Origin of the sequence: Halobacterium sp. R2-5 (assembly GCF_011734195.1) — an archaeon.
GTDB lineage: Archaea > Halobacteriota > Halobacteria > Halobacteriales > Halobacteriaceae > Halobacterium.
Window position 1 is genome coordinate 21808 of record NZ_JAANTH010000003.1, and the last position, 13354, is coordinate 35161.

The following is a 13354-nucleotide window of genomic DNA, read 5'->3' on the forward strand; positions in this document are numbered from 1 at the left end:
CCTGCGGAGGGAGCTGAGCATCGACCCCGTGGCTCCGGGAAGTTTGGTGGCCGGCCGTCCACCGGCCGCCGACACGGTAGTTTAGTCGTCCTCGGAGGGGTCGGACTCCGCGGCGAGGTCACCGGGTGGGGTCGGCTCCTCGGCCGGCTCTTTCCCGAGCGGTTCGACCTGGACGTTCGTCACCTTGTACTGGGGAATCTTCGCTGTCGGGTCGAACTCTTCCTTAGTCAGTATGTTGACGGCTCCGTGGACGAAGTGCATCGGGATGAATAGGACGTCCGACCCCGAAGTCTCCTCGACGTTCGCCTTCACGATGATCTCGCCCTGGCGGGACTCGACGCGGACGTACTCGCCGTCGGCGATTCCGAGCCGGGTGGCTGCCTCCGGGTGAATCGTCACGAAGCTCTCGGGGGCTTGCTGCATAGAGGCCCGGACCCGGCGGGTCATCGAGCCCGTGTGCCAGTGATAGAGCACCCGGCCCGTGGTGAGAGTGAACGGGAACTCCTCGGTCGGGACCGGATAGTGCTCCTCGGCCAGTTCGGCCGGGACGAACCGCGCTTTACCGTCCTCGAAATTGAACTCCTCCTCGTAGAGATACGGCGTTCCCGGGTGGTCTTCGCTCCAAACTGGCCACTGGAGGCCGTGTTCCCGTTCTTCGAGGCGATCGTGGGTCACGCCGCCGTAGATCGGTGTGAGCTCGTTGATTTCGTCCATCACGTCTCTCGGGCTGTCGTAGTCCCAGTCGAATCCCAGCCGGCCGGCGAGGTCCTGGAGGATGTCGGCGTCTGTCCGGGCTACACCGGGCGAGTCAGCGGCAGGTCTGACGAGCTGAACCCGTCGTTCCGTGTTCGTGGTCGTGCCGTACTTTTCGGCCAGCGAGGCGGCGGGCAACACCACGTCGGCGAACTTCGCGGTCTCGGTCATGAACAGCTCTTGGACGACGAGGAAGTCGAGGGCCTCTAGCGCCCTGTCGGCGTGCTGGATGTCTGGCTCCGAGATAGACGGGTTCTCGCCGATGATGTACATCCCATGCAGGTCGGTGTTACTCGGCGTATAACCCTCGTCTGCGCTCAGATCTCTGGTTCCTCGTTCCTCCTCGCCCCCGACCGTGTCGTCACCACCGTACGCGTCACTGCCCCCCTCGCTGGAGACGGTTCGCTCGACGCCCGGAACTGCACTGAACATCTCGGTGATGCGGAGCCCGACCTGATTCGGTGGCCTGACGCCCCACTCCGCTTCGAACTTGTCCAGTACCTCTGGATCGTCGACCGGCTGGTAGCCGGGGAGGTTGTTCGGAATCGGACCCATGTCGCCCCCACCGCCCTGGACGTTGTTCTGGCCGCGGAACGGCGAGAGCCCGGACCGCGGCTTGCCGAGGTGGCCACAGAGCAGGGCCAGATTGGCGATAGCGAGCGCGTTGTGCGTGCCGTGGGCGTGCTGGGTCAGCCCCATCGCCCACCCGTAGATACAGGTGTCAGCGTTCGCGATCGTCTCGGCGGCGTTGCGGAGTTGCTCCCGCGGTATGTCGGCCACCTCTTCGACGAGATCTAACGTGTACGACTCGACGCCCGCCTTCAGATCCTCGAAGTGTTTGGTCCGCTCCTCGACGAAGGTCTCGTCGTAGAGGTCTTCCTGGATGATGTACCGTATCATCCCGTTGAGCCAAACGACGTCGGTTCCCGGCACCGTGCGGGAGTACTGGTCTGCGTGGTCTGCGATCGTCATCTTCCGCGGGTCAAAGACGAACAAGTCGGCGCCGTCGCGGACGTTCTGGACGATTCGCGTCGCCAACACCGGGTGGCTCTCGGTCGTGTTCGATCCAGTGATGAGATAGCAGTCGGTCTCGCCGACGTCCTCGTTGATGCGGTTAGTCATCGCGCCGAAGCCGACGGTCTGTTTGAGAGCGGCGACGGTCGAAGAGTGACAGAGCCGGGTGCAGTTGTCGACGTGCGGCGTGTGAAGCACCTGTCGGGCGAACTTCTGGGCGAGGAAGTTCTCCTCGTTGGTCGCCTTCGAAGAGGCGGTCACCGCCAGCGAGTCCGAGCCGTACTCGTCGCGGATATCGGACAGTCGCTGCGCGACGTGGTTCAGTGCCTCGTCCCACGACGCCTCGCGGAACTCCCCGTCCTCCCTGATCAGCGGCGTCTCCAGTCGCTGGTCGGAGTCGACGAAGTCGTACCCGAACTTTCCTTTCACGCACGTCGAGAAGTCGTTTGCGGGTGTCTCCTCGGGTTCAGCGGGTCGGACACCGAGAATCTCCTCGCCTTTTCCGTACAGCTTGAACCGACACCCGACGCCACAGTAGGTACAGGTCGTGTCGGTCACGGTGAGATTCCGCTTCCGAGCGCCGCTGACGCCCTCGGCGACGTCGAACAGCTGGCCGACGGTCATCGACTTCTCCGCGACGCTCTCCGCCGACTGCTCGGCCGATTTGAGCGCGGTGTCTGTGGCTCGCTTCGAGAGACCCGATACTCGGTCCTTCGCCTTCGCCATGAACTTCGCGACGCCTGACAGATCCTCCGGGTCGGTCGGCCGGTCAGGGTCGTCCGTTCCCGGGACGTCCCGGTTCGGTGAGACGGCCGTATCGGCAGTCTCGAAGTATTCCGCCTCGTGGACTTCCCCGATGGAGTTCTTCTGCGTGAACCCGGGTAGCGGGATCGTCGTCGCGTCCGTGAGCCCGTCTTCGACGAGCGAGCCGGTCGGACACACGGTGACACAGTGGCCACAGGAGATGCAGGTCGACTCGGCCATCGTCTCGGCCTCCTCCTTCTGGAAGTCGATGTGGATGTCGTTGCCCTGCCCGGACATCCGGAGCACGCCGGCGGCCTGGACGTCGTTACAGGCCTCGACACAGCGGTTACAGAGGATGCACTTGTTGCGGTCGATCTGAATGACGGAGGTCGCATCGAGCGGGTCGTACTCGTCACGCTCGTCGAAGACGCCGTAGCGGGGCTGATTCACGCCGTGCTCAATCGAGACGTCCTGGAGTTCACAGCGGCCGTTCTGCCCGCAGGTCGTACAGCGGAGGTTGTGGTTCGCGAGGACGAGATCGAGGTTCACGTCCCGAGCTTCCTCGGCGTCGGTCGCATCGGTCGAGACCTCGATCCCGTCTTCGGCCGGGAAACTACAGGCGGGGACGATGCCGTGGTCGTCGGTTTCGACCATGCAGGTCCGACAGGTGCTCCGCGGCCCGATCGCGTCGGCCTGCTCGGTATCCCGGTCGTAGGAACACAGCGCCGGCACGTCGGCGTCGGTGTCGGCTGTTTCGACGGCGTCGAGGAGCGTCGAGCCCGGTGGGACAGCGATGGGCCGGTCGTCGACTATCACGGTCGTCATGTCATCGCTCCGGACCCCAACATCGGGGTCGTTGGCTGTCCCAGTCTCGAAGTCGTCAGTGAGCGGCGTGCTCGACCGCGGGTCGTCGACGTCCGGAACGCCGGGAAGGTTCTCAGACGGGCTGTGCTCGGTCGGTCCGGGTGGGTCGTCCATGCTCATGAGTCGATTTCCTCGCAGGCCCCGCTCGGGCAGCGGCCGTTCGCGTGGGCCCTGAACTCGGTCTCGAAACGGTCGATTGCTGTCCCGACACTCCGAGCCGCTGACTGTCCGAAATCACAGAGACTGGACGTCCCCATCGTACGCGTCAGTTCACGCATCTTGTCGTCCTCGTACTGTCCGTCGTACACGTCTCGGAGGAGATGGAGGAGCTGTTTCGTGCCCTCGCGGCCCGGGAAACACCGCCCGCAGTTCTTCTCGCTGGCGAACCGCGCTCGTTCTCCGGTGACCGCCACTGGGCAGGTCTCCTGATCGAACACCTCGATCACGCCCTCGGTGCCGAGGTTCGCGTTCTGCAGGCCGATCGAACTAACCGGTCGGTCCAACGATCGGGTGAAGCCACCGAACCGGCCGCCGATTGACGCCATCTTGAACTGTCCCTGGATATCGACGGCGTCGCGGACGGCCGCTAGTGATCCCCCTGTCGGTAGCTCGACGGTCGCACCCGACGCCACGTCACCGGTGACGGTGAAGAGTCGCGTGCCCGGGTCGGAGTCGTCGGCATCGAAGGCGTCGGGGTCGAGCAGACCGGTCCTTATCTGCGCAAGGGTCCGCGGCGTTGCCACGACTGTTGGTCGTCCGTACAGTCCGTGTCGGGCCGGACCGGGCGGACGCAGTCGCGCTTCGAGTCGGTCGTTCCCCTCTAACGCTTCGAGGGCCATCGTGAACTCCCCGGCGATGTACTCGTTCGGGCCGGAGACGATCTGGGGCGCAGCGTTGCCGTCGTCGTCGAGGTTGGCGACGGCGGCGTGCAGCGACCGACGGATCCGCCGTCTGGCGAGGTCGTCTGTCTCGTTCGTGTAGACGACCGTATCGTCGGGTGCGGCCCCGACGATGGCGGCGACAGCCAGTAATCCATCGACGACGGCCGCCGAATCCCCTTCCAACAGCAAACGGTCAGTCAGGTTCCGGCGGTCACTCTCGTTAGCGTTCACGACGACGACCGGATCGCCCGACGCCTCTCGAACTTTGTCCAGTTCGGTGGCTAGATCCTCATCTTGGCTTGCGTCCCCTCGACCACGCCCGAGGAGTCCGATGTCGTCAAGTCGCCTTAGCGCTCCGCCAGGGTCATCTCGTGCGAATGCAGTAGCGCTGGCCTCGGGAGGAAACCCATCGCGTGGGTCGATCCACCCACAGCGTCCTAAGATTCGCCGTGATCCGACAGCGAGCGGTCCGTCGGCTGGTATCGGCAACGTCTCTGCATCCGGGTCGTGGGTGACGACCCAGGCGGCGTCCGGCGCACTAATATCGCCGAGTTCGGCGTGCTCGACAAGTGTGTGTACGCTGTTGGACGACGGCGACGGATGGTAGGCTGTCTCTCCACCGTTGGTGACGAGAACGAGCGGTTCGATCGCGGGGAGGCCCGTCGAGCCGACTTCGAGCACGTCGACCGCGTCGGAAGCTCCGCGAGCCGTCTGTAAAATATCGCGTCCGCGGGCTGTCGCGCCGTCACTACCGTCATCGAGCTCCCCGCGAATCTCGTCTGGGGTGCCGTTGCCGACTGTGACACGGAGAACCGTCTGCTCACCTTGCGTATTGGTATCTTGGCTCATTGTACAGTCGTTTACCGAGATCGTGCGAAACGGTGGTGTCCATCTGTCGTTCCTCTCAGTTTGTCAAACCGGGTCCGTACCCGGGGTATGCTCCGAGGTCGACTTTTGCCGGCGGCGGTCGTGTCGTCGGAGGTACCGGGCGAGCGGCGCGTTCCTGCGCCACATCCAGAACCCGAGAACGCCGAGTACCGCAAGTAGTCCTGTGGTGACGAGGAGATCCCGACCGCGGACGGACCGACGGGTCTGAGTATCCACACACGACCTTTCGTATCCATTCAAATGCTAGTGGTACCTGCGGCTGAAAGTCAATTAAGACCCGACCGGTGTGGGAACGCGACAAAGATGGGTGTTAGCGGCTCCGAATTAGACAGCCGGAGACTCTGTACCGGCTCGGTCCGTTCTGAGGGTTTGATTCAGTAGTACAGAGCGACGACAGCAATCAGCCCGACGACCGGCGACGCGGCGATGATGTACAGAGCATCTCGTAGCTATCGGGTCAAGGGTAGCTTTTTGCATAAGTCGTCTCTCAGTCAGAGACGAGTTCGAACAGGAATGAGCGATGATCATCCACTTCAGACGATCGAAACCCTGTTGCTCGTCGCCGTCGGGGGTGCAATTGGCGCGAATCTCAGATACGTCGTCGGAATCACTCTGCCGGGACTCTGGGGAACGTTCACCGCGAACGTCACTGGTTGTTTCCTGCTCGGTCTGCTGCTCTACGAGGACAGGTATATCAGCATTCTCGCCGACCGGTCCCGAGTCGTATTCGGAACGGGGCTCCTCTCGTCGTATACGACCTACAGTGCCTTCGCAGTTGAGACAGTTCAGACCGCGCCCGTCTGGGCCATCGTTAACGTCGTCGCTAACTACGCCATCGGGTTGGCCGCGGTCCTCCTCGCGAGGTCGGTTACGCTACGACTCTCTGGGGAGACCAGGGAGGTGTCGAGGTCGTGATCGGCCCACCGTATCTAGTCGCTATCGGCGGCATGATCGGTGCCGTCCTCCGCCACTTGGTGAGTGAGACGGTCACGATGGACGACTTCCCGGCCGGTACGCTCACGGTGAACGTTCTGGGGAGCCTCGTGTTAGCCGTCGTCACCTTCGGTGGTGCCGGAAATACGACGATGCTCGCAGTCGGCACGGGAGCTTGTGGCGCCTTCACGACGTTCTCGTCGTTTTCGTACGACGTGGTCTCGCTCTGGGAACGCGACCGCCGGATCGTCGCCGCCGGGTACGCCGCAGCCAACCTCGTCGGTGCCGTCACAGTCGTCGTGCTCGTCGGCTTCCTCCTCAGTTAGTGAACCACGCGTGAGTAGTTAGAGACGCAACACCTCAACAGCAGGAAAAGAACTATGTGAACAGTACACAAGAATTACGACGTATGAGTGGCCGTCCAGACATCGTTCGTCCCGGAGAAGCCGACGACGAAGCGGTCAACGACCTGCTCGAAGAAGCGCAGAGCGACTGGTATGGCGACGCGGCGTTTTTCGGCGCGATGGCGCACGTCCCGCCGGTGTTCAAGCGTATCGTCGACACGTTTGAAGCGTTCGGTCAGGGAGAGCACGTCGATCCGGCGCTCTTCGAATTGATGCGACTGAAGGTTGCGGAGTGCCACCAGTGTGCGTACTGTGCGACAGTCCGGACGCTCGAAGTCCGCGACGAGGTCGCTGACAAGGAAACCCACGTTTTCGGTACGATCGACGAAGACGGACTGACGAGAAGAGAGTACCTTGCGGTCCGTCTCGCGGAACAGCTTTCGGAAAACCCCCACAGAATCACGGAGGAAGACTTCGAGGAACTCCGGGACGTGTACACTGACTCCGAAATCATCGAGTTACTGTTGTTCGGGAGCCTCGAGGTGGGGCTCGACCGCTTCTGTATCGCACTCGAACTCCAAACCACCGGCGACGGCCCGTATCCGGACGATATCGACTACCCACTGGAGGAAGCCCGCCCGGAGCGTGAGTGACTGCTACCTTCCGGAAAACGCTGTTCGCGTACAGACGAAGGTCCCACGACCGGTTCCGAGCCGGAGCGTGAGTTCACACTGGTAGTTGCTGCCGTCGACCCCACAGAGTTCCGATTTTTCACCGGCAGTAAATTTATGACCTGCCAATCTGTTTTCATAGGTGACATTACAGCTATGAGTCAAGTAGATACAATCGCAAACATCACAGACGAGGTCGACGGTGACGAGGCGGTGCAGCAAAACATCTCCGCTGGCATCGCTCTCGCCGACGTGTTACAGACGACGCTCGGGCCGAACGGTCGTGATAAGATGTTGGTCGGCGACGGACAAGTCGTTCTGACGAACGACGGTGCGAGCATCGTCGACCGGATCGATATCGAGTCACCAGCCGCGAAACTCGTTTCCGAGGTTGCACACTCGCAAGGCGGCGACGTCGGCGACGGAGCGACCTCCGCGATCGTGTTGTCGGGGGCGCTTCTTCGCGAAGCCAGCGAACTGCTGGAAGACGGGTTCCATCCGAGGACCATCGTAAACGGCTACGCAAAGGCGGCCACGCGAGCCCAGGCCCGGTTGCCCGACCTCGCGACGTGGGAAAACCACGACAACGAGACGCGTCGGCGGCTCGTCGAGACGTCGATAACTGGACGTTGGAACGCCGAGCTCACCACGTTCTTGGCCGACCTCGCTGTCCGAGGCTATCAGGCGGCGAGAAGCAACGACGGCCCTCGACTGGAGAACGTGACCATTCACGGAATCGCGGGGGGCGAAACAGCCGATTCGAAGCTACTGGACGGGCTCGTCATCGACACGGATCGATCTTCGACATCACTCACCGACGTTCCGGTACCACTCCCGCAACGTATCGAAGACGCCCGCGTCGCCGTCGTCGACGACGAGCTCACCCTCCAAACACCGAAATCGGCGTCGCAGTTGTCGGTCGAGGACGTCGACGACCTTCAGCAACTCCAGGAGTTCGAGACCAGCGAGTACGAGCGATACGTCGAGACGCTCACGACGCACGACGTCGATGTGCTGTTCTGTCAGAAATCGATCGACGATCGGCTCAAGGCCCTTCTGGCCCGAGCCGGGATACTCACATTCGAACGGACGCGACAGGACGAGATCCACAAACTCCAGCGTGCGACGGGTGCGTCTCCGGTCATGCGACTCGGAGAACTCGACGTGAGCGCAGTCGGTCACGCGCACGTCGTCGAACGACGGACGCTCGGGCCGTCGGAGTTCGCCCTCGTCCGCGACGCGGCGTCGACACAGGTGTCGTTGCTCCTTCGTGGCGGGACCGACCACGTCGTTGACGAAACCGAACGGATCATCGTCGATGCTATCGACCTGCTCGCGTCGTTCGATGCCCGCCCTGGCGTAGTGCCGGGCGGCGGGGCGACCGAAGTGGAGCTCGCGGCAGATCTGCGAACGTGGAGCCGCGGAATCGATGACCGGACGCAGGTCGTCGTCGGCGCCGTCGCCGACGCTCTGGAGACTATTCCACGCACACTCGCCCGGAACGCCGGACACGATCAAATCGATACGCTGCTGGAGCTTCGACATCGCCACCACCACGGGGACACGGCCGCGGGTATCGATGTCGAGACGGGGGAGGTGACGGACATGAACTCCCGGGGAATCGTTGCACCAATCCGCCTCAACGAGCGGTTGCTCACGAACGCGACCGAGGCTGTGACGTCCATCCTCCGTATCGACGGCATCATTCACGTCGACGAGCCGGTTCACGAGGAAGGAGACGGACACAACCACGACCATCAGCACGGCGCCGGCGCCGGCCTCCAGAGCGACTCCCACGGCTATCCTTGGGCGATCGGACACTGAGCGCCACGTCGACTACGACGGTCCCGCTCGCGTCTCTCCCCGTTCGCGCCGAAACTGGCCAGTCGTACGTCATACGACCGTTAGTTGCAGTACGGACTGTTGAGAATCAGGCGTTACGTCCCGCAGCGTCGTTCGGAGAGCGGGAACGATTCACGGGAAACCGGCAGTGAGCGGTGCGGGTGTACGGTGTCTCGGGAGCGACCCCGAGCAGTCCAGCGCTTCGAAGATGGAAAAAATGAGGGTCCAATCGTTACGACGGTGACGCCGCCGTTCCACGGGATTTGCTGTCCATGTCGTCCAGCCGATCCGGATCGATGTCGAAGTTGAACGCTGCTTGTGGCACGGACACCGTAACGCAGGTGTTGGGCAGGTCGACGATGCCGGCTAGGCGGCTCTCGACCGGGATGGTGCTCAGGGAGAGGTACGCCTGCTCACCGGTGTAGCCGAAGTTCTTCAGGTAGTCGATGGCGTCGAGACAGGCCCGGCGCATGCCGACGTTGGCGTTCTTGTAGTGCTGGGTTCCGTCCTCGTCGACGGAGTAGCCTTCGAAGGTGATGTACTCGGAGAAATCCGGTTCGACGTTACCGGGTTTGAAGATCGGATGGTCGAGGCCGAATTTCTCCATGCCGCCTTTGATCACGTCGACGCGGAAGTCGATCCAGCCGGCCATCTCGATGGCGCCACAGAACGTGATCTCGCCGTCGCCCTGTGAGAAGTGGATGTCGCCGGTGATGAAGTTCGCCCCGTCGACGAACACTGGGAGGTACACGCGCGAGCCGCGGCTGAGGTTCTTGATGTCGCAGTTGCCCGCGTTTTCGCGGGGTGGAATAGTGCGAGCGGCTTTGTCTTTCGCTTCCTCCAGTTCCTCGTCCTCCATCGAACCGAGCATGACGTTCTCGGGTTCTGGCGGGAGCGCGAGGGGCGGTTCCTCTTCACGGGTCTCGTGGTTGACTGCGGTTTCCGCGTCTGGACCGTCGTCGATGAGTTTCTGCTCGCGCCGGTTCCACTCCTCGAGGAGTTCGTGTGACGGGGCGGTTCCGAGGATCCCCGGGTGTGTGAGGCCGGCGAACTCGACGCCCGGAATGTGTCGGGACTTGGTGTACACGCCGTCGAGGTCCCAGATGGACTTACGGGCCTCCGGGAAGTGGTCCGTGAGGAAGCCACCACCGTTCTCCAGGTCGAAGATCCCGGTGAAACCCCACTCGTGATCCGGGAAGGCACCGATGTCGAGGATGTCGACGACGAGCATGTCACCGGGTTCGGCGCCTTCGACCTCGATCGGGCCGCTCAGGTGGTGATTCGGGGTCAGGTCCATATCACGGATGTCGTTGGCGCTATCGTCGTTGTTGACCTGGCCCCCGGTCCAATCTAGGCACTCGACACGAAACTTCTCCCCCGGCTGGACGGTCGATGCGGGTGGCGTGTCGGGATGCCATCGGTTGACGATCGGGTCCGGTTGCTCTTCTGGCGGTGCGTCTGTGTCGACCTCGAATACGGTTTCTGGCATACTCCGATTAGATAATCATGGTAATCCATTATATATTTGGCGACGGATATTTATGGTCTACTAACTGGATGTCCCGCAATTTTACAACAGATGCTTCCGTCCGTTCGTACTATGCCTGACAAACGTTCCCATATCGAAGACAGCGTCGAGATCTACGCGAACATCTGGAAGTCGTTCCGCGACCAACCATTCGGCGCCAGTGCGCTCGCGAAACGGTTGATCGAACGAGACGAGTACGAACTGGTGGCTGAGGAGGGGGAGCCGGAAGCCTCGCTCGACAAACTCGTCGATTACGGGTTGTTGGAAACGACCGGTGCCGAATACCAGGTTGCCGTCGAACCGAATGCTGCCGCCGACGAGCTGCGGAGCACCGAATCTTTGCGAACTGCGGCAGTCGATCGGCTGATTCAATCTGCACTCGTCCGAACCGACGAAGGATCGAACTCGGACGAGCGGCTCTCGTTCGAGGGAGAGCCGTACACAGTGGTCGAACTCCCTCCCGAAACGACGGTTTCCGATGGGGTCGAACACGTTACCGAGACCGCGGCCGACAACGAGGAGCGAGGCGTAGCCATCACGACAGCCGGTACGAACGCGGATAGGGCACAACAGATCGCCGACAGGCTCACCGAACGAACGTGGGAGAAGGTAGGGACCGACGTAGTCGGAGAGGACTCGTCGGGATTAGACCTCACTTTCCGCCTGTTTCTTGATAGGCCCAGTAATAGGTAAAAATCGGCACACGGCCGATTGCAGGACTGTACTACCGGTGAACAAGCAGTCTTGAATGCGGCCGCTCTGTCATCGACTCGGACGATTGGGACAGTCGGACTACCGGTCACGGCCGCTCACGCTCCCTGTCGGGTACGCCTCTCAGAACACTTCATGCCAGAAAATTATAAGTATTAGATAGACATAGTTATGCATGTGATGACACGACAAACCACGGCAGCGGCCAGTTACCGAACCGGCTGGAGGGAGGCAAATGCCACTGTATGAGGTTCTGGGGATGGGGCTCCTGTTTGTCGGAGGAGTGCTCTTCGTCAATGGACTGTGGCTGCTCGGGTATGGGGCTGACCGTGACGTCGCGATATTTAATTTCCTCACAGGAATAATAACATTCTTGATTGTCATCTGGTGGGCCTTCGGAGGCGATGCATCCGACGGGACACCGTTCAACGCGGCGGGAACGATGTTGTTCTCGTTCACCTACCTGTGGATCGGGGCGAACGCGATTCGCGGCGTCGAGGATCAGCGTTCCTTCGGCTGGTATTGCTTTTTCGTCGCGTTGACCGCTGTCCCAACCGGGTATCTGGTCTTGCTCGGGGGCGATATCGGACTCACTGGACTGTGGTGGTTGTGGGCCGTCCTCTGGGCTTCCTTCTTCGTCCTCCTCGGACTCCAGCGTGACGGCCTCACCGTTCCGGTCGGCTGGTTCACCGCAGCAACCGGTGTCGCCACTGCTGTTGGCGGCTATCTGATGGCAGCCGGGCTCTGGCCGTGGGCATAAGATAAGTAACACGTCCAAAATTGTTAAGTAGATATAATATTAAATTAATCATGGGTGTCTACCACCCGCGATACCAATGCCCGAAGTAAAATTCGAGGTCGACGTTGACAGCCCGCCCGACGAACAACCCGGAGCCAATCCCTTCAACCGCTGGCACCCTGACATCCCCGCTGTCGTCGAAGTCGACGACGGTGAGACCGCTCGCCTCGAAGCCCTCGACTGGACCGGCGGCCAGATTACCGACAACGACGACCCGAACGAAGTACGGGACGTCGACCTCAGCCAGGTTCACTACCTGGCCGGCCCGGTTCACGTCAACGGCGCCGAACCCGGCGACCTCCTGAAAGTCGAGTTCCTCGACATGGGGCCGCTCAACGGTCGCTCCGAGTTCGGCTTCACCGGCACCTTCTCACAGCAGAACGGTGGCGGTTTCCTCACCGACCACTTCCCGAACGCCGCCAAGTCCATCTGGGAAATCGACGGCTACACGGTTTCCTCCAGACACGTCCCCGACGTTCGCTACGAGGGGAAGATCCACCCCGGACTGGCAGGGTGTGCGCCCAGCCAGGAGCTCCTAGAGGAGTGGAACGAACGGGAACAGGAACTCATCGACAAGTTCGAAGAGGACCCCGAGTCCATTCCCAACCACCCGACCAAAAAGTCGGAACCGGGCGTCGCAAACCCGCCGACACCGGAAGGGGCCCAGATGGGCGAGATGGACCCCGAGGAAGCCGAGGCGGCGGCCGAGGAGGCCGCCCGAACGGTCCCACCGCGCGAACACGGCGGCAACCACGACATCAAGGACCTCTCCATCGGGTCGACCGTGTACTTCCCGGTCTACGTCGAGGGCGGCAAGTTCGGCGTCGGCGACTTCCACGCTTCCCAAGGCGACGGCGAAGTCACGTTCTGTGGCGCCATCGAGATGGCCGGCTACGTCGACTGCAAGTTCGAAGTCGTCAAAAACGGGATGGAAGACCACGGCGTCACCCACCCCATCTTCGAACCGGGGCATCGCGGCCCCAACTTCGAGAACTACGTCACCTTCTGTGGCTACTCGGTTACCGAGGACGGCGAGCAGAAGTACATCGACTCGCACACGGCCTACCGCCGGGCGTGTCTACAGGCTATCGACTACCTGAAGAAATTCGGGTACACGGGCCAGCAGGCCCTGCACATCCTGGGAACGGTCCCCGTCGAAGGCCGGCAGAGCGGCGTCGTCGACGTGCCGAACGCGTGTTCGACGCTCGCGCTCCCGACCGGGGCCTTCGAGTTCGACATCTCGCCCGGGAGTCTCGGCAACGCCGAGGATCGCGGGGACCTCGTCGTCACCGACGAGCCGCTTGAATAGCCCCCATAGAAGGGCCCCACCTTTTTTGGCTCGAGAATCACGGACCGGCGCGACCGGCACTTCGGAAAGGCGT

Annotated in this window: 10 protein-coding genes; 7 read left to right on the forward strand and 3 right to left on the reverse strand. The window is 62.1% G+C overall.

Features of this window, described 5'->3' with window-relative positions:
- Positions 1-81 precede the first annotated feature (81 nt).
- A complete protein-coding gene (locus G9C83_RS14720; RefSeq protein WP_167247308.1) occupies positions 82-3495 on the reverse strand; it encodes a molybdopterin-dependent oxidoreductase in 3414 nt (1137 codons plus the stop codon).
- Entirely contained in the window at positions 3492-5105 is a 1614-nt protein-coding gene (locus G9C83_RS14725) for an NADH-ubiquinone oxidoreductase-F iron-sulfur binding region domain-containing protein (RefSeq protein ID WP_167247310.1), read from the reverse strand. Before G9C83_RS14725 ends, G9C83_RS14720 begins: the two co-directional genes overlap by 4 nt.
- A 552-nt stretch (positions 5106-5657) precedes the next feature.
- Here G9C83_RS14725 and crcB point away from each other — a divergent pair.
- The 4 genes from crcB (at position 5658) to thsA (ending at position 8916) form a co-directional block, all read left to right on the forward strand.
- Positions 5658-6059, forward strand: a complete 402-nt coding sequence (gene crcB / locus G9C83_RS14730; protein WP_167247312.1) for a fluoride efflux transporter CrcB — start codon at positions 5658-5660, stop codon at positions 6057-6059.
- Positions 6056-6403: a CrcB family protein gene (locus G9C83_RS14735; protein ID WP_347877811.1), complete on the forward strand. Its 348-nt coding sequence runs from the start codon at positions 6056-6058 to the stop codon at positions 6401-6403. Before crcB ends, G9C83_RS14735 begins: the two co-directional genes overlap by 4 nt.
- 83 nt (positions 6404-6486) lie before the next feature.
- Positions 6487-7074 carry a carboxymuconolactone decarboxylase family protein gene (locus tag G9C83_RS14740; RefSeq protein ID WP_167247314.1) on the forward strand — a complete coding sequence of 196 codons (588 nt, stop codon included), beginning with the start codon at positions 6487-6489 and terminating at the stop codon, positions 7072-7074.
- A 174-nt stretch (positions 7075-7248) separates the two neighbouring features.
- On the forward strand, positions 7249-8916 hold the full coding sequence (gene thsA / locus G9C83_RS14745) for a thermosome subunit alpha (protein WP_167247316.1): 1668 nt from the start codon (positions 7249-7251) through the stop codon (positions 8914-8916).
- A gap of 250 nt (positions 8917-9166) precedes the next feature.
- Here the strand turns inward: thsA and fmdA (G9C83_RS14750) are convergent, their stop codons facing one another.
- Positions 9167-10423, reverse strand: a complete 1257-nt coding sequence (gene fmdA, locus G9C83_RS14750; protein WP_167247318.1) for a formamidase — start codon at positions 10421-10423, stop codon at positions 9167-9169.
- A 111-nt stretch (positions 10424-10534) separates the two neighbouring features.
- Here fmdA (G9C83_RS14750) and G9C83_RS14755 point away from each other — a divergent pair, with 111 nt between their 5' ends.
- From G9C83_RS14755 to fmdA (G9C83_RS14765), 3 genes are all read left to right on the forward strand, one after another.
- Complete coding sequence (locus G9C83_RS14755; protein ID WP_167247320.1) at positions 10535-11155, forward strand: hypothetical protein; 621 nt, start codon at positions 10535-10537, stop codon at positions 11153-11155.
- A 253-nt stretch (positions 11156-11408) separates the two neighbouring features.
- Complete coding sequence (locus tag G9C83_RS14760; RefSeq protein WP_243838086.1) at positions 11409-11933, forward strand: AmiS/UreI family transporter; 525 nt, start codon at positions 11409-11411, stop codon at positions 11931-11933.
- A gap of 76 nt (positions 11934-12009) precedes the next feature.
- Positions 12010-13281 carry a formamidase gene (gene fmdA / locus G9C83_RS14765; RefSeq protein ID WP_167247322.1) on the forward strand — a complete coding sequence of 424 codons (1272 nt, stop codon included), beginning with the start codon at positions 12010-12012 and terminating at the stop codon, positions 13279-13281.
- Positions 13282-13354: the final 73 nt, after the last annotated feature.

Excerpts from the sequence above, each read along its gene's own strand:
- G9C83_RS14720 (WP_167247308.1), bottom strand. The coding sequence starts at position 3,495 with ATGAGCATGGACGACCCACCCGGACCGACCGAGCACAGCCCGTCTGAG.
- G9C83_RS14725 (WP_167247310.1), bottom strand. The coding sequence starts at position 5,105 with ATGAGCCAAGATACCAATACGCAAGGTGAGCAGACGGTTCTCCGTGTC.
- crcB (WP_167247312.1), top strand. The coding sequence starts at position 5,658 with ATGAGCGATGATCATCCACTTCAGACGATCGAAACCCTGTTGCTCGTC.
- G9C83_RS14740 (WP_167247314.1), top strand. The coding sequence starts at position 6,487 with ATGAGTGGCCGTCCAGACATCGTTCGTCCCGGAGAAGCCGACGACGAA.
- thsA (WP_167247316.1), top strand. The coding sequence starts at position 7,249 with ATGAGTCAAGTAGATACAATCGCAAACATCACAGACGAGGTCGACGGT.
- fmdA (WP_167247318.1), bottom strand. The coding sequence starts at position 10,423 with ATGCCAGAAACCGTATTCGAGGTCGACACAGACGCACCGCCAGAAGAG.
- G9C83_RS14755 (WP_167247320.1), top strand. The coding sequence starts at position 10,535 with ATGCCTGACAAACGTTCCCATATCGAAGACAGCGTCGAGATCTACGCG.
- G9C83_RS14760 (WP_243838086.1), top strand. The coding sequence starts at position 11,409 with ATGCCACTGTATGAGGTTCTGGGGATGGGGCTCCTGTTTGTCGGAGGA.
- fmdA (WP_167247322.1), top strand. The coding sequence starts at position 12,010 with ATGCCCGAAGTAAAATTCGAGGTCGACGTTGACAGCCCGCCCGACGAA.